This window comes from Pararhizobium sp. LjRoot238, assembly GCF_964252955.1.
Lineage (GTDB): Bacteria > Pseudomonadota > Alphaproteobacteria > Rhizobiales > Rhizobiaceae > Pararhizobium.
Genome location: NZ_CAXUPP020000004.1, coordinates 92,052 through 109,374, shown reverse-complemented (window position 1 = coordinate 109,374; position 17,323 = coordinate 92,052). Strand labels below are relative to the sequence as shown.

The 17,323-nt window shown below is 60.8% G+C and carries 17 protein-coding genes and 4 pseudogenes; 12 read left to right on the top strand and 9 right to left on the bottom strand.

What is annotated here, in order from left to right; all coding sequences use genetic code 11:
• Positions 1–27: 27 nt before the first annotated feature.
• From ACSQ3F_RS26830 to ACSQ3F_RS26800, 7 genes and pseudogenes are all read left to right on the top strand, one after another.
• On the top strand, positions 28–1,380 hold the full coding sequence (locus tag ACSQ3F_RS26830) for a Rieske 2Fe-2S domain-containing protein (protein WP_436103225.1): 1,353 nt from the start codon (positions 28–30) through the stop codon (positions 1,378–1,380).
• On the top strand, positions 1,377–1,865 hold the full coding sequence (gene benB / locus ACSQ3F_RS26825; RefSeq protein ID WP_436103224.1) for a benzoate 1,2-dioxygenase small subunit: 489 nt from the start codon (positions 1,377–1,379) through the stop codon (positions 1,863–1,865). The genes ACSQ3F_RS26830 and benB overlap by 4 nt, the downstream gene beginning before the upstream one ends.
• Positions 1,866–1,907: 42 nt before the next feature.
• Positions 1,908–2,933, top strand: coding sequence for a benzoate 1,2-dioxygenase electron transfer component BenC (gene benC, locus ACSQ3F_RS26820; protein ID WP_436103223.1), 1,026 nt, complete (start codon positions 1,908–1,910; stop codon positions 2,931–2,933).
• Positions 2,930–3,718 (top strand): benzoate diol dehydrogenase BenD, encoded by a 789-nt coding sequence (benD, locus tag ACSQ3F_RS26815; protein ID WP_436103222.1) that lies wholly within the window; start codon positions 2,930–2,932, stop codon positions 3,716–3,718. The genes benC and benD overlap by 4 nt, the downstream gene beginning before the upstream one ends.
• Positions 3,719–3,761: 43 nt before the next feature.
• Positions 3,762–5,093 carry an MFS transporter gene (locus tag ACSQ3F_RS26810; RefSeq protein WP_436103221.1) on the top strand — a complete coding sequence of 444 codons (1,332 nt, stop codon included), beginning with the start codon at positions 3,762–3,764 and terminating at the stop codon, positions 5,091–5,093.
• Positions 5,094–5,297: 204 nt separating this feature from the next.
• Positions 5,298–6,080, top strand: coding sequence for a 3-oxoadipate enol-lactonase (gene pcaD / locus ACSQ3F_RS26805; RefSeq protein ID WP_436103220.1), 783 nt, complete (start codon positions 5,298–5,300; stop codon positions 6,078–6,080).
• 373 nt (positions 6,081–6,453) lie between these two features.
• Positions 6,454–6,675: pseudogene (locus ACSQ3F_RS26800) on the top strand (IS110 family transposase); the annotation flags it as partial.
• A gap of 123 nt (positions 6,676–6,798) precedes the next feature.
• Here ACSQ3F_RS26800 and ACSQ3F_RS26795 read toward each other — a convergent pair.
• Together ACSQ3F_RS26795 and ACSQ3F_RS26790 are read right to left on the bottom strand one after the other, a co-directional pair.
• Positions 6,799–7,155: a CHRD domain-containing protein gene (locus ACSQ3F_RS26795; RefSeq protein WP_436103219.1), complete on the bottom strand. Its 357-nt coding sequence runs from the start codon at positions 7,153–7,155 to the stop codon at positions 6,799–6,801.
• Positions 7,156–7,459: 304 nt separating this feature from the next.
• Positions 7,460–7,885, bottom strand: coding sequence for a hypothetical protein (locus ACSQ3F_RS26790; protein WP_436103218.1), 426 nt, complete (start codon positions 7,883–7,885; stop codon positions 7,460–7,462).
• Between the two features lie 229 nt (positions 7,886–8,114).
• On the opposite strand from ACSQ3F_RS26790, the pseudogene ACSQ3F_RS26785 reads away from it, so the two are divergent.
• Both ACSQ3F_RS26785 and ACSQ3F_RS26780 read left to right on the top strand, forming a co-directional pair.
• A pseudogene (locus ACSQ3F_RS26785) lies at positions 8,115–8,623 on the top strand (arsenate reductase ArsC).
• Between the two features lie 3 nt (positions 8,624–8,626).
• Positions 8,627–8,755 (top strand): annotated as a pseudogene (locus ACSQ3F_RS26780) (aquaporin family protein); the annotation flags it as partial.
• A 122-nt stretch (positions 8,756–8,877) separates the two neighbouring features.
• Here the strand turns inward: ACSQ3F_RS26780 and ACSQ3F_RS26775 are convergent.
• A complete protein-coding gene (locus tag ACSQ3F_RS26775; protein WP_436103217.1) occupies positions 8,878–9,168 on the bottom strand; it encodes a DUF1330 domain-containing protein in 291 nt (96 codons plus the stop codon).
• 153 nt (positions 9,169–9,321) lie between these two features.
• On the opposite strand from ACSQ3F_RS26775, the gene ACSQ3F_RS26770 reads away from it, so the two are divergent.
• Both ACSQ3F_RS26770 and ACSQ3F_RS26765 read left to right on the top strand, forming a co-directional pair.
• Positions 9,322–9,753, top strand: a complete 432-nt coding sequence (locus tag ACSQ3F_RS26770) for a hypothetical protein (RefSeq protein ID WP_436103216.1) — start codon at positions 9,322–9,324, stop codon at positions 9,751–9,753.
• Positions 9,754–10,480: 727 nt separating this feature from the next.
• Positions 10,481–10,666, top strand: a complete 186-nt coding sequence (locus tag ACSQ3F_RS26765; RefSeq protein WP_436103215.1) for a hypothetical protein — start codon at positions 10,481–10,483, stop codon at positions 10,664–10,666.
• Between the two features lie 70 nt (positions 10,667–10,736).
• Here ACSQ3F_RS26765 and ACSQ3F_RS26760 read toward each other — a convergent pair whose 3' ends face one another.
• The 3 genes and pseudogenes from ACSQ3F_RS26760 to ACSQ3F_RS26750 form a co-directional block, all read right to left on the bottom strand.
• The gene (locus tag ACSQ3F_RS26760; RefSeq protein WP_436103372.1) at positions 10,737–11,069 is read right to left on the bottom strand and encodes a hypothetical protein; all 333 of its coding nucleotides are present in this window, start codon (positions 11,067–11,069) and stop codon (positions 10,737–10,739) included.
• An 81-nt stretch (positions 11,070–11,150) separates the two neighbouring features.
• Positions 11,151–11,479: pseudogene (locus ACSQ3F_RS26755) on the bottom strand (recombinase family protein); the annotation flags it as partial.
• Between the two features lie 220 nt (positions 11,480–11,699).
• Entirely contained in the window at positions 11,700–12,170 is a 471-nt protein-coding gene (locus tag ACSQ3F_RS26750) for a hypothetical protein (protein ID WP_436103214.1), read from the bottom strand.
• A gap of 298 nt (positions 12,171–12,468) precedes the next feature.
• Here ACSQ3F_RS26750 and ACSQ3F_RS26745 point away from each other — a divergent pair, with 298 nt between their 5' ends.
• Positions 12,469–14,121 carry an IS1182 family transposase gene (locus ACSQ3F_RS26745; protein ID WP_436103213.1) on the top strand — a complete coding sequence of 551 codons (1,653 nt, stop codon included), beginning with the start codon at positions 12,469–12,471 and terminating at the stop codon, positions 14,119–14,121.
• A gap of 108 nt (positions 14,122–14,229) precedes the next feature.
• Here the strand turns inward: ACSQ3F_RS26745 and ACSQ3F_RS26740 are convergent, their stop codons facing one another.
• The 3 genes from ACSQ3F_RS26740 to ACSQ3F_RS26730 are packed head-to-tail and all read right to left on the bottom strand — an operon-like array spanning position 14,230 to position 17,322.
• Positions 14,230–15,099 (bottom strand): glycerophosphodiester phosphodiesterase, encoded by an 870-nt coding sequence (locus tag ACSQ3F_RS26740; protein WP_436103212.1) that lies wholly within the window; start codon positions 15,097–15,099, stop codon positions 14,230–14,232.
• Between the two features lie 52 nt (positions 15,100–15,151).
• Entirely contained in the window at positions 15,152–16,216 is a 1,065-nt protein-coding gene (locus ACSQ3F_RS26735; RefSeq protein WP_436103211.1) for an ABC transporter ATP-binding protein, read from the bottom strand.
• A 5-nt stretch (positions 16,217–16,221) separates the two neighbouring features.
• Positions 16,222–17,322 carry a carbohydrate ABC transporter permease gene (locus ACSQ3F_RS26730; protein ID WP_436103210.1) on the bottom strand — a complete coding sequence of 367 codons (1,101 nt, stop codon included), beginning with the start codon at positions 17,320–17,322 and terminating at the stop codon, positions 16,222–16,224.
• Position 17,323 lies beyond the last annotated feature (1 nt).

Genomic DNA, 17,323 nt, shown 5'->3' with positions numbered 1-17,323 from the left:
AGGTGCGCCGCGAGCGGGAGAAGAACTATGTCTATCGAAAAGGCCCATGACCTCGACCAGTTGCTTGCAACGGCGGTGCAGGATGACAAGGAGGCCGGCGTGTTTCGCTGCCGGCGCGACATCTTCACCAATGCCGAATTGTTCGAGCTCGAGATGAAGCACATCTTCGAGAGCAACTGGGTCTATCTGGCCCATGAGAGCCAGATCCCCGACAACAACGATTATTACACCACCTATATCGGCCGTCAGCCGGTGGTCATCACGCGCGACAAGACCGGCATACTCAATGCCGTGATCAATGCCTGCGCCCATCGGGGTGCCATGCTGTGTCGTCGCAAGCACGGCAACAAGGGCAGCTTCACCTGTCCCTTCCATGGCTGGACCTTCTCAAACACCGGCAAGTTGCTCAAGGTGAAGGACGAGAAGACAACCCAGTATCCGCCGCAGTTCAACCAGAACGGCTCGCACGATTTGAAGCGTGTTGCTCGTTTCGAGAGCTATCGCGGCTTCCTGTTTGGCAGCTTGAACGCCGATGTCGCCGCGCTCGAGGATTATCTCGGTGAAACCAGGGTGATCATCGACCAGATCGTCGACCAGGCGCCGGACGGGCTGGAGGTGCTGCGCGGCAATTCCTCCTACATCTATGACGGCAACTGGAAGCTCCAGATGGAGAACGGTTGCGACGGCTACCATGTCAGCTCCGTGCACTGGAACTACGCCGCGACCATGGGCCGCCGCGCCGAAGAGGGCACCAAGGCGGTGGATGCCAACAGCTGGAGCAAGTCGACCGCCGGCGTCTATGGCTTCGAAAACGGCCATATCCTGCTCTGGACCCGGACGATGAACCCGGAGGTGCGCCCCGTCTACAGCGCGCGCGAGGAGATCACGGCGCGCGTGGGCGAGGACAAGGCGAACTTCATCGTCAACCAGACCCGCAATCTCTGCCTCTATCCGAACGTCTTCCTGATGGACCAGTTCAGCACCCAGATCCGCGTCACCCGGCCGATCAGCGTAGACAAAACCGAGATCAGCATCTTCTGCTTTGCGCCGAAGGGCGAAAGCGCCGAGAACCGCGCGCTTCGCATCCGTCAGTACGAGGATTTCTTCAATGTCTCAGGCATGGGCACGGCCGACGACCTCGAGGAATTCCGAGCCTGCCAGGCCGGTTATGCCGGTATCGCCGCGCTCTGGAACGACATGTCGCGCGGCGCGCCGCTCTGGATCGAAGGTCCGGACGACAATGCAAGGCGGATGGGAATGAACCCGCTGCTTTCGGGCGAGCGCAGCGAGGACGAGGGCCTTTTCGTGCGCCAGCACGAATACTGGGCCAGGGTGATGCGCGAAGCGCTCGCCTGCGAGCGGAATGAGGTGGCGGCATGAGCATCTCCTACGAAACCATCTGCGCCTTCCTCTACAGGGAGGCGCGCCTGCTGGACGACCGCGAGTGGGATGAGTGGCTCACCTGCTATGCGAAGGACGTGACCTACTGGATGCCGGCCTGGGACGACGATGACCAGATCACCGAGGATCCGCACGCGCAGATTTCGCTGATCTACTATCCCAATCGCGAGGGCCTGGAAGACCGGGTCTTCCGGATCAAGACGGAGCGATCCGGCGCATCGACGCCGGAGCCGCGCACCAGCCACAACGTCACCAATGTCGAGGTGCTGGACGTGCGCGGCGAGGAGGTGGACGTCCGCTACAATTTCAACACGCTCAACCATCGCTACAAGGTCACCGATCACTTCTTCGGGACCATGTTCGTCACGCTGCGCCGCAGCGGCGACCAGCTGCTGATTTCAGCCAAGAAGATCGTGCTGAAGAACGACTACATCCGCCAGGTCATCGACGTCTATCACATCTGACGAGCGTCGCCGGGCGGGCAGGAAACTTTTGAGGAGGGTTCCATGGCCAGCTACAACATCGCATTGAACTTCGAGGACGGCGTTACCCGTTTCATCGACTGCAAGGACGGCGAGAAGGTGCTCGATGCCGCCTACCGCAGCAAGATCAACCTGCCGATGGACTGTTCCGACGGCGTCTGTGGCACCTGCAAGTGCCGTGCCGAAAGCGGTTCCTACGAACTCGGCGACGACTATATCGACGATGCGCTGACCGCGGACGAGGCGGAGAGCGGCCTTATCCTTGCCTGCCAGATGAAGCCGACGTCGGATTGCGTCATCGCCGTGCCGACGACCTCCGTCGCCTGCAAGACCGGACAGCAGACCTTTGCCGCCACGGTCGCCAGGGTGGCGCCGCACAAAGATGCGGCGATCATGCTGGAACTGGACGTGGATGCCGATGCGCCAGCCTTTCTGCCCGGCCAATACGTCAATATCGACGTGCCGGGCAGCGGCCAGCACCGTTCCTACTCCTTCAGCACCGCGCCCGGCGAGAAGCGCATCGGCTTTCTGATCAAGAAGATCCCGGGCGGCGTGATGAGCGGCTGGCTGGAGCGCGCCGAAGCGGGAGGGAAACTCGACCTGACCGGCCCGCTCGGCAGCTTCTACATGCGCAAGGTCGAACGACCGCTCTTGTTCCTGGCCGGCGGCACGGGGCTTGCGCCGTTCCTGTCCATGCTGGAGGTGCTGGCCCGCGAAAATTCGCAGCAGCAGGTTCACCTGATCTACGGCGTGACTCGCGATCTGGACCTGGTCCTCGTTGACGAGGTCGAGGCCTATGCCGGCCGGCTGCCCAACTTCACCTACACCACAGTGGTCGCCGAGGAAGCCTCCAGCCATCCCCGCAAGGGCTGGGTGACCCACCACATGCCGGGCGAGGCGCTCAACGGCGGCGATGTCGACGTCTATCTCTGCGGCCCGCCGCCGATGGTCGATGCGGTTCGCAAGCATTTCGACGACAACGGCGTCAAGCCCAACAGCTTCCACTACGAAAAGTTCACGCCAAACGCCGTGGCGAAGGAGGCCGCATGAGCACGGCACGCTTCACGGACCGCTTCGCGGGCAAGGTGCTGGTCGTCACGGGCGCCGCGCAAGGCATTGGTCGCGCGGTGGCGCAACGCGCCGCCGAGGAGGGCGGCAAGGTGCTCTTCGTCGACCGCGCTGCCTTCGTCGCCGACGTGGCGGCTGAAGTGAAGGGCGAGGATGCGGTGGCCTTCAGCGCGGATCTTGAGACCTATGAGGGCGCAGCGGCGGCGATGCGCTTTGCCAGGGAAAAATTCGGCGGCATCGATATTCTGATCAACAATGTCGGCGGCGCGATCCGAATGCGCCCCTATTCGGAGTTCGAGCCAGAGCAGATCGACGCCGAAATCCATCGTTCCCTGATGCCGACCCTTTACTGCTGCCATGCGGTTCTTCCGTATCTGTTCGAGCGCGACGGCGGAACGATCGTCAACGTGTCCTCGAATGCCACGCGCGGCATCCATCGTGTGCCCTATTCGGCGGCAAAGGGAGGCGTGAATGCCATCACCCACTCGCTGGCCATGGAACTGGCCGAGCGCAACATCCGCGTGGTCGCCACGGCGCCCGGCGGTACGAAAGCACCGCCGCGCCGCATCCCCCGCAATGCCGCCGGCGACACGGCGGCGGAGCAGGGCTGGATGGCCGACGTCGTGGAGCAGGTGAAGCATTCGAGCTTCATAAAGCGCTACGGCACGATCGACGAGCAGGCCGCGCCGATCCTGTTTCTCGCCTCGGACGAGGCGTCCTATATCACCGGCAGCGTGCTGCCGGTCGCCGGAGGAGATCTCGGCTGAAATTTCTGGACTGACCTGCATAACGACTCGAGGAGGAGCGAACATGCGCGCTATCGATGTGAATGAAGCCATAGACAACAGCCCGGTCGGACGCTTTCAGTGGATGGTGGTCGGGCTCTGCGCCCTACTTCTTATCGTCGACGGCTACGATGTCTTCGTCGCCGGAACCGTGCTGCCGACCTTGATGGCCGAATGGCAGCTGAGCAAACCGGAGGCGGGCGCGCTACAGGCCTGGGCGTTGTTCGGGATGATGTTCGGCGCGCTCATTTTCGGCCCGCTGGCGGACAAGATTGGCCGCAAGAAAGGGATTGCGATCAGCTTCCTGCTGTTCACCGTCTCCACCCTGCTGACCGGTTTCGCCAGCACACCGACGGAATTCAAGATTTTCCGTTTCATCGCTGGTCTCGGCTGCGGCGGCTTGATGCCGAACACCGTGGCGCTGATGAACGAATACGCTCCCAAGCGCCTTCGCGGCACCATGGTCGCGCTGATGTTCTCCGGTTACTCCGTCGGCGGCATGGTCGCCGCGGCGCTCGGCATCGGCATGATCCCGCAATTCGGCTGGAAGCCGATGTTCTACATCGCCGCGGTCCCGCTGCTCATGCTTCCCGTCATCCTATGGAAACTGCCTGAGTCGCTCGGTTTCCTCATCCGTCAGGGCCGGCAGGAGCAGGCCAAGCGGATTTATGCGAAGATCACCCCGTCCGCGCGTCTGTCCGCCGACGACAAGCTGACCTTTACCGAAACGAAGGGGGCCGCCGCCTCGGTCGCGGAGCTCTTCCGGCATCAGCGCGCTTTGCGCACGGCAATGCTCTGGGTGGCATTCTTCTGTTGCCTGTTGCTGGTGTATCTTCTGTCCTCGTGGCTGCCGAAGGTGCTGCAGGAAGCCGGTTATGCCGAAAGGGCCAGCCTGCTGAGCCTCTTCTCCCTCAATTTCGGCGGCATGGCCGGGGCAATCGCCGGCGGCTGGCTTGGTGATCGGTTCGGGCTTCCGAAGGTCGTGGTCGGCTTCTTCGCCGCTGCCGCGGTATCGATCGCGCTGATCGGCTTCAATCTGCCTGCCGGAGTGCTGTTCCTGATGGTGTTCATTGCCGGTGCCACCACGATCGGCACGCAGATCCTGCTCTATGCCAGCGTGGCGCAGCTCTATAACCTCTCCGTGCGCTCCACAGGTCTCGGCTGGGCCTCCGGCGTCGGACGCATCGGCGCGATCGTTGGCCCCACGCTTGGCGGCCTGCTGCTGGCGAAGGAATTTCCGCTGCAGCATAACTTCCTGATCTTCGCCATTCCGGCGGTCATCTCGGCAGTGGCGATGCTGGTGTTCGCGGTCAGCAACGCGCGCCGCTCGAGCGCCATAGCCCTGGCGGCGGCATAAGGCGACGGCCAGCGGTCAGGGGAACCGGCGTGCGGATGCATCTCTCCGGTCGTTGTGGCCGGGGCGGCCTCTGCCCGGGTTGCCGCACGAACCGCTGGCCCCCGCCATGTACTTTTTCGCCATCGCACCGTCTTCTTCCGTGCGACAAGGTCAATACGGGAACCGCGATAAGCGCGGCTTCCGCCAATGCGGGTGACTGAATTCATGTATTACCTCGATCTTCCCGGCCATCGCCTGTATCACACCATCGACGGAGACGACCCGGCTGCGCCCTGGCTCGTATTCTGCAACTCGCTCGGAACCGACCTTCACATGTGGGACGCGCAGGTGGCCGTGTTGTCACGGCACTTTCGCATTCTGAGATACGATTGCCGCGGTCACGGCCAGTCGTCGGCCCCGCCACCACCCTATTCATTGGCCGATCTCGGCAGCGACGTGATGGCCCTGCTTGACGCCCGGGAGATCGAGCGTGCGCATTTCTGCGGTTTGTCGATCGGCGGCCTGACGGGGCAGTGGCTGGCCATCAACGCCGGCCAGCGCCTCAACAAGGTCATCCTCTGCGCCACGGCGGCGAAGATCGGTACCGCCGAAGGCTGGGCCGCGCGGATGGATGATGTGCGGACGAACGGGCTTGCGCCTCTCACCGCCGCCACGGCCGAGCGGTGGTTCACCCCGACGTTCAGGGCCGCCGAACCCGGTGTCGTCGGCGCGGTGCTGGAAGGCTTTGCAGCGACATCGGTCGACGGCTACGCCGGGTGCTGCGCGGCGCTTGCCGGCGCCGACCTAAGGGAAGAAATCGAGCAGATCGCCAATCCGCTACTTGCCATCTCCGGCGATGACGACCCGGTATGCGCGCCATCCGATCTGGAATACATCGCCGCCCGTGTGCAGTGGGGCCGGCACTTATCGTTGCGTGGCAGCCATATCGTTAATGTCGAAGACTCGCAGGCGTTCAACGCGGTGCTTCTGGATTTTCTCCGCAACTAGCCAGCCAGCAAAGCGCCGCAGGTGAAGTTCGAGACCCGCAGGCTGTTCGGCGCGGGGCTTCGAACTGGCGACTACATCTGAAAGGGGCGGAACCATAAATGTTGCCACGGATGGAAGGCGAAGCGCCCTGAAGCCTTCGGGCATGTGTGGAGTTTGCCATACGAGAAGTAGACGCCGGTGAAATTGATCTGCCACCAGTTCAAACGCGCTGTGTTGTTCCACAAACGCGGTGAAATCGGTGAAGGGTCATTCGAGAGCCAGGCGGTCAGGGTATCCGGCCTCAGTTTCGTCGTCAGCGCGAGCGTGCACTGGAAGGAGCGTTCATACAGGAAGCGGTCTGTAGTTCGTACGCGGCGAAGAGGAGGCGTCCGCAATGGAAGTTAACACAATTGGTCTTGATCTGGCGAAGACAGTTTTTAAGGCGCACGGGGCTGATGCATCTGGCGCGGTTGTTTTGCGCAAACAGCTTCGTCGGAACAGGCTCCTTGAGTTTTTCGCCAGGCAATCGCCATGTATTGTCGCTATGGAAGCGTGTGGCGGTGCGCATTATTGGGCGCGTGAGATCGGCAACTTGGGCCACAAAGTCCGCCTGATAGCAGGTCACCACCTATATGAAGGGCACGCTGCGCCTCCAGGCCCGCAAACACCTCATCGGAAAGCACCTCCTGCGAAACATGCCTGCTGCCGCCTGCCAGCGCGTTTGCCGCGTCCAGATACATCAAACCGGTCCGGATGAGAACGCCGGAGAGAAAGTGCACCCATCCGGGTTGGCGGCGGTGTGTAGATTCAGATACCAGCGTCCTTCGGCAAGGTCTGCAGCTTGGGCGTCGTCAAGCGTGGCAGAACCCTTCGCCAGCGCCGAGACGTCGATCGGAACAACAGGCGGCGCGTTCACCCCGACCGCGGCCGGGCCGTGGAAATGAGCTGCCGTGACGTCGCCGCTCGATCCGGAATGTTCGATTGTCCAGGAGTGATTTTTACTGTCGGAATCGTAGGTGATGTCGGCGGTACCAGTTGCGCTGGTCTGGACAGGCGGCACCTCCCCGCTTCCCTTGAGGTCTGCTTTGAACTTCATCTCCGGCTGTTGCCGCTGCGAGAAAACTCACAAGCGCGATGGCACCGAGACCGACCTTCAAAGCGCTCAATTGCATCTTTCATCCTCGCGATTTGATGCTGGTCCTTATTGCTAACATCATGCTCTGCCAGCAGGAGCAATGGCCTGTAAATAGCGTGCGCACTGCTGGCGACCACTGGTCGCCAGCAGTGCGCACCGGCCATCGGCCGCAGCAATGGTCAGTGCATGTTACGGAGCCGGAAAAGCGTTTGTTTTTCAGTTCGCTGCGAACGGATCACACTCGATGAAAGACGAACTTTCGCCGTTACCAGGCGGGAGACAAATCATCTTCCATTATCTCGTGGCGCATAACGTGGACGTCAAAACGACTGTGTCTGCGTCCGGTCATCTCGGTCATAAAGAGCGCGGTGCGATCAACGAAAGCGTCCAGCTTCATTTCACAATTGCGCAATTCCGTTGTTAGTCGCCACAGTGCCTCGTTAATCGCGCGCAGGGCATCGGCGAGAATCTCGCCCTTTTTCCCTCCGTGGCGTAAACAGCTGTAGTTGACCGCGTTGCTTATGGCGATGTCGGCAAACCGGCGACAAGCAGGCGTGGCTTCAACAAGCGCCAAGGCCGTTCGAATATTGACGGCAAAAGCCAGTTCGAACTCGATCGAGGCAAACTCGCGATCGGGCGAGGGTGGATGAATGCGCTCCAGGAAGGGATACCAGACCGGATCCGCTTTCATCACCATAACCTGCCTCAGGACTGCGTTGCGCCCGCCCGAGTCGAGCTGCGTATCGGGTGTATACTGGCCTGAATTCAATCCGCGCGCTTCAGCCTTTGGTCCTATATGCATCACGACTTTGGTCCGAGTTCGGGGAAATTCCCGTGGGACAGCGGACGTTGCCCACTCGGAGTGTGATCAGCGTTGCGAAGGAGACGCAGACTCCTCAAGCCAAACTGGGAGAGCGCTCATGAACGACAAAGTCTACAACGTCCTCTTTCTGTGCACGGGCAATTCAGCCCGCTCGATCATCGCCGAAGCCATCCTCAACAGGCTCGGCATGGGCAGGTTCAAGGCCTATTCGGCAGGGTCGCAGCCAAAGGGAGAAGTGCATCCGTTTGCCTTGCAGTTCCTCAAGGGACTGAACTACGACACATCCTTCGCCCGCTCGAAGGCTTGGGACGAGTTCGCCGCTTCCGGTGCGCCGCAAATGGATTTCGTCTTCACCGTCTGCGACAACGCCGCCGCCGAAGCCTGTCCGGTCTGACCTGGTCAGCCGATGACGGCGCATTGGGGTGTGCCCGACCCGGCGGCCGCCGAAGGCAGCGAGGCCGAGCGCCACTTTGCCTTCGCCGAGACCTACCGCATGCTCAACAACCGCCTCTCGATCTTCACCAGCCTGCCGAGACGAGCCTCGACAAGCTCGCCCTGCAGAAGCGATTGGACGAGATCGGCCGAACCATTCCGAAGGCAGGCTGACACATGGCGTTCGACCTGAAACGCCGCCTCGCCGCGGAGGCCCTGGGCACGGCCCTCCTGGTTGCCACGGTCGTCGGCTCCGGCATCATGGCCGACCGTCTCTCCGACGACGTGGCGGTCTCGCTGCTCGGCAAAGATGTGATGCGAAAATCCTGACATGGCCGCTGGTGGATTATGTAGCCGCGATGGCTAGCGCATCGACGTAGCGGACGCGCTGGTCCGGCATCAGCGGCGTTCTTATGCGTTTCAGGGCTTCATTCCACTCCGTCAATCAAGATCGCATTGCACATCATACTCTGCAGACGGAGTGGTAGGATCACCTGATATGCGGGAGAGTTGTACCAGGCCTCAGCGGCAGTCCGGGAGGGGAATTCCACGATCACTGTCCGATCGAACGGCCACTCGCCTTCGACCACGGTGAGTTCGCCGCCTCGGGCGACGATCCTTCCATCGAACGGCGCCAGCGTCGACATGACCACCTTTCGATAGGCTTCGAATTTTGCCGGGTCGTGCAAACTCTCTTGAAAGATGTAATAGGCGCTCATCCGGCTAGTTTAGCACAAATTCTCCTCAGCCAGCATGACGATAGCTCTTGATATTGCAGGTATATGCCATAGCTCTAAAATTATAGCCCCGATCGGTACGCAACCTGCCTTTTGATCGGAACGGTGGTCAACATTGCTCGTCGGGAGGACGATATGAAGCACCATGAACACGATCAACTGCAGAGCCTTGCCAGGATCGGCCAGGATTACCCTCAGCTCATGCCGTGCGACAAACGTCTCCAACGTTGGGTCGAGCTTCTCGAAGGGGATCCCGACCGGGTCCTCTCGACATTGCATGAGACCGAATATCAGCCAGCGACGGTGCGAGCGGCTATCCGTTGCAACAATTCGGCGATCTCCGTTGCCTTCAGTGACCCGCTCCTTCGGGCAGCTGGGCTGGGGAACGACACTTACGGGGAGGCGAAGCGGTTTTTCGAGCTGTCCGACAGGCAGTTGCACAGAATTGTCTGCTCCTGCCATTTCGGCGCGATAGTAAGCGCTGCAAAGGTCGCGCGCTATATCCGGGCAAAGCATATTGACAGGGGGCAAGGCGTTTGGGGCCGCTTGCGCGGACTATTCGCCTGAATCTTGAAGCCTCGCCGTCTTCAAGAACTCTCCCGGCCGTACGAAATCGGGCTCGTTCGGCCCGGAGATTCGTATTCGGCTTGCGACAGGACCTTTGAAGCCACAGTTCGGCGGCAGAAGTGTCGACGTCGCTACCTCTGGGAAGGTTGACCCTCGCTGGCGAAGCGCAGCCTTCACGACTGGCGCCGGTCGCAGCCTCTTCCCCGCGTCGGACTTCGTTTGCGAATCAGCGAGGCTGATGTTCCAGTAGACGGCTAAACCAGCCACATAATCATTCCCGCCGCGCCGCGTTCATCGCTCGCGGATATAGGACGTTTGCTCATCCTGAAGCGGCGAACATGATTGTCAATAGCGACTCCGTTGACTGCAGACAGCAGACTGATCCACCTGCAGGGCATATTGCGCCGCACGGAATTATGTTGCGCTGCAATAAGGCATTGGGGAACGTAGTTCCTAAAAATCCCGCCAAATGTCATACTATTGAAATTTTATTCTACTATCTACTGTTATCGAATTGACAAACCCCAGATGTAATGTACTTTCTGCCCCCTGTCAGCCGACAGGTCAGACCCGAGATGACGAGGAGAGTATCTTGAATATTTTCAAAAGAAACTTGTCGCTCATTTCCATCCGGAAGATGCGTGGTTGTCGCGATCGAATGTGACGCAAACCGCGTCCGCTCGAATCCGTGTCAATCAGTATTGCGCCTTGATCGGAGAATTCAGTGATGAAGCAGGTTGTCGAATACCAGGGTATCCCGGTTGGTGTTCTTATACCGCGTGACGGCTGCCTTGCCTTCATGGCAGTGAAATACGATGTCATGGAGCTTGATGGCAGAAGCTTTTCGTCGGCTGCCGAAGCGCGCGAAGCCGTTAGAGCCCATGTGACACAACGCGTCACCCTTGCGGCCTAAGGTTTCTGAGGGGTTCGGGTCGTCGCAGAAGCATTACCGAGCGGCGGACCGTCCCGATGGAGAACTGCGGTCACAGTTTCTTTAAAAAGCTGACACCATAATCGGAACACTCGCTCGATCCACGCGGACCATGCGGTGTTGCCGGGTCACCCGACAATAGAAAGTCGGTCATACCAACGAGGCGCAGGCTGCCTGCCGCGCGTCCTTGTCGGGGAGCGCGAACTCGTCGGCGATATTCGGCGCTCGCCTGGAAGCCGAGCACCTCCACGTCGGTACCCGAGCGATAGGCCGGCGCACCGAAGAGTACCACCGTCGACACACCGAGCTGAGAGGCGACATCGCGCGCGGCATTGTCCCGGTCTGCCATCATCGCAATCGCCGCTTTCAGTTTCTGCCGGGTCATCACACGCGGGTGGCCGCCGTCCCTGCCACGGGCGCGAGCCGCAGCCAGCCCCGCCATGGTGCGTTCGTGTATGAGATCGCGCTCAAACTCAGCCAACGTGGCGAAGATGCCGAAAACGAGCCGGTCGTCGTCGTCGTGGTATCTACGTCGCCGGTCAGCACCTTGAGCCCGATCCCGCGTTTCTGCAGGTCGCTCACTAGGTCGACTACATGCGGAAGCGAGCGGCCGATGCGATCGAGTTTCAATACGACCAGCGCATCGCCTGCCCGGGCGATCTCAAGCGCCTTTGCGAGGCCAGGTCGTTCGGTTGCGCGGCCCGAGCACACGTCGTCGTAAATCTTCTCGCATCGGGCACGCTCCAGCCCATCACGCTGAGGATCGAAATTTTGCTCACCAGTCGATACGCGCATGTATCCAATCAGCATGGTCGCTCCCCATTTCCATATTAACTTAGACGGGGAGGGTTTATCGGCTATAGGTTTCTGGATGAGTATTTATGAAAAATGCGGCGGCTACGGCCTCGTTACGACACGCAAGGTGCCATACGATGCGAGGCTGAATCATCAACGGCTGCCACGAGTGTGACGGTCGTGGTCAGCGGAAAAAGGAACTTTCGAAAAGTGCCGCTATTTAAACCACGGCTGTTGCGGCGCGGGCATTCAGATACGAGCCAGCATCTGGTCGACCGGTCATCATCGTATCGCGCCACACTTGCTGCTCGGCGTTAATGAGCCCCAACTCCCATACGCACGCGATGACGGGTCTCGTCACCGTATCCATGGGCTTATCGGCGCCCCAAAGCGTGCGGCGGATGTGTTGGCAGAGTACTGACCCTTGGATCCACCAATGCGCCAGAACTGATATACCGAGATCGCCAGGGTGTATGATGACGAAGCCCAAACCATTGTCTTCACCTTCAGCCGACACAAGAGGCGGTAAATCTTGCATAACAAATGAATTGGCATCATCAATCATTGAACTGGTAAGCTCTTTTCCGGCTGCTACAATGCCATAGACCTTGAGCTTAAGATGACCGACTTCCCAAAAACCTAAGTGCGCTACCGCTCGCGGGCGATATAGTTCTGTTACGCCTGTGTTCATCGGGAAATCCTTGTTTGCAATACTCTATCGGCATGGCAGCGAAGAATGTCAACTTGCAAAGGACTCGAAGCCGTTGTGCACCGCGCCTCGCAAGAACCCGTAGATTGTATACGGCCTTGAAGCCTTATGTAGGTCTGTTCCGTTGATGATACTGCTGGCGAATTCATTTTGGCGTTAACTACGGTTGGCTGGGTGCGGCACTACGACTCACCTAGGATTGTGGCCGCCTGCGAGTCAAATACCAGCGCCGCCATTAGAATCGAAGTTGTCCCCGCCTTTGATTCTGCACAGGATGGCCATGTCGCTTCAGCCAAGAGAAATCGCCCCGGTTCCTGAGGATACCCGCCGTGTCGCCCATGCGGCCTTTCCCAAAGGAAATATTTATATCCGCATGCGAGATGAGATAGGCACAATCTTCAACGATCCGATGTTCGCGCCCCTGTTCCCGGCCCGTGGCCAGCCAGCCCAAAGCCCCTGGCGTCTGGCGTTGATCACGGTGATGCAATTCGCGGAGGGCCTGTCCGATCGTCAGGCCGCCGACGCGGTTCGCGGCCGGATCGACTGGAAATACGCTCTGGGCCTGGAACTAACCGATCCCGGTGGTGACGCTTCGGTGTTGTGCGAGTTTCGCGGCCGTCTCGTTGATAGTGGCGTCGGGGCAGCCGTGCTCGATACGATGCTGTCGCGGTTCAAAGTGCGTGGCCTCTTGAAGGCCCGTGGCCAGCAGCGCACGGATTCCACCCATGTCCTGGCCGCGATCCGCACCCTCAACCGGCTGGAAACCATCGGCGAAACTTTGCGCGCGGCTCTAAACTGCCTGGCGACGGCTGCGCCGGACTGGTTGACCGGCGTGGTCATGCCCGACTGGATCGAGCGATATGCGGTTCGTGTCGAAGAATACCGCCTGCCCAAAGGCGAGGAGGCACGCACCGCAATGGCCGAACGGATTGGCACCGACGGGCACACGCTCCTGAAGGCGGTGTACGAACCAGCTGCGCCAGCCTGGCTGCGCGAACTCCCGTCCGTGCAAGCCTTGCGGCAAACTTGGGTGCATCAGTTTTCCGTTGAGGATAGCACTCTCCGATGGCGAGAAGCGACTGATCTGCCGCCTGCGACGACGCGCTTTGACAGTCCTTATGACACAGACGCCCGTTACGGTAACAAGCGCAGCACGACCTGGACCGGTTATAAAGTCCACTTCACCGAGACCTGCGATGACGATCTGCCGCATCTTCTGGTGCATGTAGAAACTACCTTGGCGCCGGTCACAGACAGCGAACTGACGGCGCCGATCCACAATGCTCTGGCTGACAAGGACCTGACGCCTGGCACCCATCTGGTCGATGCTGGCTATGTCGATGCCGATCTGCTTGTCACCAGCCGCACAGAACAGAGTATCGAGTTGCTGGGGCCGGTACGCCCCGACGTGAGTTGGCAGGCCAAGGCGAGACTGGGTTTCGACATCTCCGCCTTCGCCATTAACTGGCAGGCCAAAACGGCAATCTGCCCGCAAGGCCAGACCAGCGTCGACTGGACACCGGCCCACGACAAGTGGGGCAATAGCACTATTCATGTCGGCTTTCATCGTAGAACCTGTGCCGCCTGCATAAGCCGTCCACAATGTACCCGGGCAAAGTCAGACCCGCGCGAACTCACTTTGCGCCTGCAACGCCAGCATGAGGCGTTGCAGGATGTTCGCCGTCAGCAGGAAAACAAGGAATGGCGTACCCGGTACGGTAAGCGGGCAGGAATAGAGGGCACTCTGTCCCAAGCCGTCCGCGCCTTCGGCCTCCGGCAATGTCGTTATCGCGGGTTGGCGAAGACAAAATTGCAGCACATCTTCACCGCCATTGCCATCAATCTTGCACGGCTGGACGCTTGGCTAACAGAACACCCCATTGCCAAAACAAGACGATCCGCCTTCGCCTCTCTGTCGCCTATCGCAGCATAGGATGGGCAGCTTCCGAATTCGCCAGCAGTATCCGTTGATACTCAGACCCCGCCTTGGCGTCTACATCATCAGAACGGGACCGAAACGTCGGCGAGCGGCGGAACCTGCTCAAAGCGAGCGGATCAGGCGGAAGATCTCGCTCGCAACATCGGTCGTGACCTGGCGCACCTTCGCCTCCACGACCGTACGCATGACGGCGTCGCTGATGTCCCGGCCGGGATTGATCGTCCAGGCGTCCGTCTCGATGCCGAGGTCGAGCAGGCGCGCAACGAGGGGGAAGCCCTGGTTTTCCGCGGTTACGATGACATCGAACCGGAGATAGACGAGGCTCACGCTGGTCCTGTGCCGCTCGATGTGGCGCAGCAGCCGCTCCGGATCACGCAGACCTGGTTGGCGTGATACCGCCAGCATCGGGTCGTAGCCGAGCCGGGCTCCGGGAATGGCAGCGACGAGACGGCGTGCAGCATCCAGATGATGCGATCCGACGACGATGGCGCCTTCCAGCCCTGCGACGGCCGCCGCCGCATCGGCGATCGCCGAATCCGGAAGCGGGTGTCCGTCGAGCAGCTTGAGGTCGAGTTGAAGGTTGGCTGATGGCGCTCTCGGCCGTCTTCGAAGCGGGGTTATCAGTTCGGCGAGCGACAGCACCGGCGCGTCGGGGTCGGGGGAGCCGTCGGCGTCCCGGTGGAAAAGCCCCCTCATCGATGCGATCGGCATGCGCGGAACGCGGCCGCGGCCGGTCGTCGCGGGACCGAGCGTCGGATCGTGAAGAACCGCGAAGCGGCCATCGGCGGTGGCGAGTATGTCGACCTCGAGGCTCGCGCCGAGCTGCCAGCCGAGGGCGAGGTTCGAACGCTTGAAGGGCGCCTCAGCGAGGTGCGTGCGCAGTTTGTGCCACTTGAGCCGGACAGGGCCGTACGGGCCCTCGACTGCCACCGGCGTATTCGACGTCTGGTTGCTTGTCTCAAACGCGTCCACCGGCGCGCCTCCTCTCCGCCTCAGGAAATAGGGCGACTGTCGCTCGATTGTGTCAAGCCGGTTCACGGACATGCGCGCCCGCAATGAGTTTCTGTCGCGCCGTCTCGAACACGAGCGAATTCTCGGGCAGGAAACCAATCTTTACTTGCTCGCCTGTCGAATGGCCGGCGGATGAACCCTGTTCAAGCACGCGAACGGCGCCCATGCCGGTTTCGACGACATAGAGAATCTCGCGGCCCATCGGCTCGATCTGCGCGACACGGCCGGCAAAGCCGGTATCCCCGATTCTGAGGTGCTCCGGCCTCAGCCCGACAGTCAGCGACCCCGACGCGCCCTCGACCGGAAATCTGGCGCCATTCACGGTGACCATCCCGCCCTCGGCTTCGCCGGCAACGAGGTTGATGGGCGGCGAGCCGATGAAGCCGGCTACGAACAGGCTCGAGGGCCTGAGATAGAGGTCGTCCGGCGTCCCAACCTGCTCGATCCGGCCGGCACGCATGCAGATGATACGGTCGGCCATTGTGGTCGCCTCGATTTGGTCATGCGTGACGAGGACGGTCGTCACGCCGAGCTGCGCGTGCAGCGACTTGATCTCGGTCCGCATCGAAAGACGAAGCGAAGCGTCGAGGTTGGAAAGCGGCTCGTCGAGCAGCAGCAGCTGCGGCTCCTTCACAAGGGCGCGAGCAAGGGCGACGCGCTGCTGCTGGCCGCCGGAAAGCTCGCTGGGGCGACGGTCCAGCAGTTCCGCGACCCGGACAAGGTCCGCAGCGGCCGTCACCCGGGCGAGAGCTTCGTCGCGCGGCGTTTTCTTGAAGCGCAGCGGAAACAGGATGTTGTCGCGCACGCTCATGTGCGGGTAGAGCGCGTAGGATTGAAAGACGATGCCGACATTGCGGTCGCGTGTCTCTACTTCGTTGACGACATGGCCGTCAAAGAGCAGCTCGCCGCCACTCGGAAGGTAGATGCCGGCGAGCATGAACAGGCTGGTCGACTTGCCGCAGCCGGAGGGGCCGAGAAGTGCTACGAACTCGCCGTCCTCAATGACGAGGTTCAGTTCGGGGATGACCTCGACGGCGCCGAAGCGCTTCACCACGTTACGGAATTCGATCTTCGCCATCGTCTTCACCCCTTCACGCCGCCGATCGACATTTGCATGAGATAGCGCTGCGCGGCCATGTAGAGGATGAGACTCGGGACAAGGTAGAAGACGCCGACCGCAGATACGACGCCGTAGTCGACACCCATGACGTCATCGCGCACCCAGTACATATAAAGGCTCATTGTCCAGTTGCTGTTTCTGATCAGGAAGGTGAACACGAAGATGTACTCCTCCCAGCCGCGGATGAAGGTGAAGACTGCGATGGCGAGGATGCCGTTCCTCACCTGCGGCAGCACCACGCTGACGAATGCCTGCCGCCGTGACGCCCCGTCAGTCAGCGCACTCATCTCGATGTCCCACGGCACTGCGTCGAAGAAGCCCTTCATGATGAAAATCGCAAACGGCAGCTCGAAAGCGACAAGCACAAGGATGACGCCGAAAAGTGTGTCGAGCAGACCGATCCAGTAGAGCATCAGGAACATCGGCACGATCAGCGTTAGCACGGGGAAGGCGTGAAGGACCAGGAGTGAGCGCAGCATCGAGGACCGTCCGGGGAACTGGAAGCGCGAAAGGTAGTAGGCTGCCAATGAGGCGACAGTGACGACGATGGCGGTCTGCGCGCCGGCGATCAGGATCGAGTTGCCAAAGGCATGCCAGACGTTAGGAAACTGCACCGCGCCTTTGATTTCCCCGATCCGAGACCGCACGACCGAGGCGAAGTCAGGCTCCCACAGGAAGATGAAATTGCCGAGGTGAAGGTCCGGGCCGACCAGCAGGGCGAAGGCTAAGACACCGATCGCGGCGACTGCCGCAATGCCGATCCACGACTGACGCCGGCTTTGCGCGAGCGCGGCAGTGAGCCAGAAGGCGACGACGACCGGCATGAACACGGCCATCGAGCGCCACAGAACCGCTGTTTCTGCGACGCCCGTCCTGGCCGAAAAGGCGATCGTGACGAGCCAGAAATAGGGCAGGATGATCGGCAGCGACACGGCGATGAGGAAGGCGTAGAGGACGACAGCCTTGGTGCGCCGGGCGGCCCGCGCCCGCGCAGCCAATGCATCCCAATCGGCCGCGGACTCGGATGCCGCCGTGGACGCCGTGGGGATCGCTTGCGCGGCCATC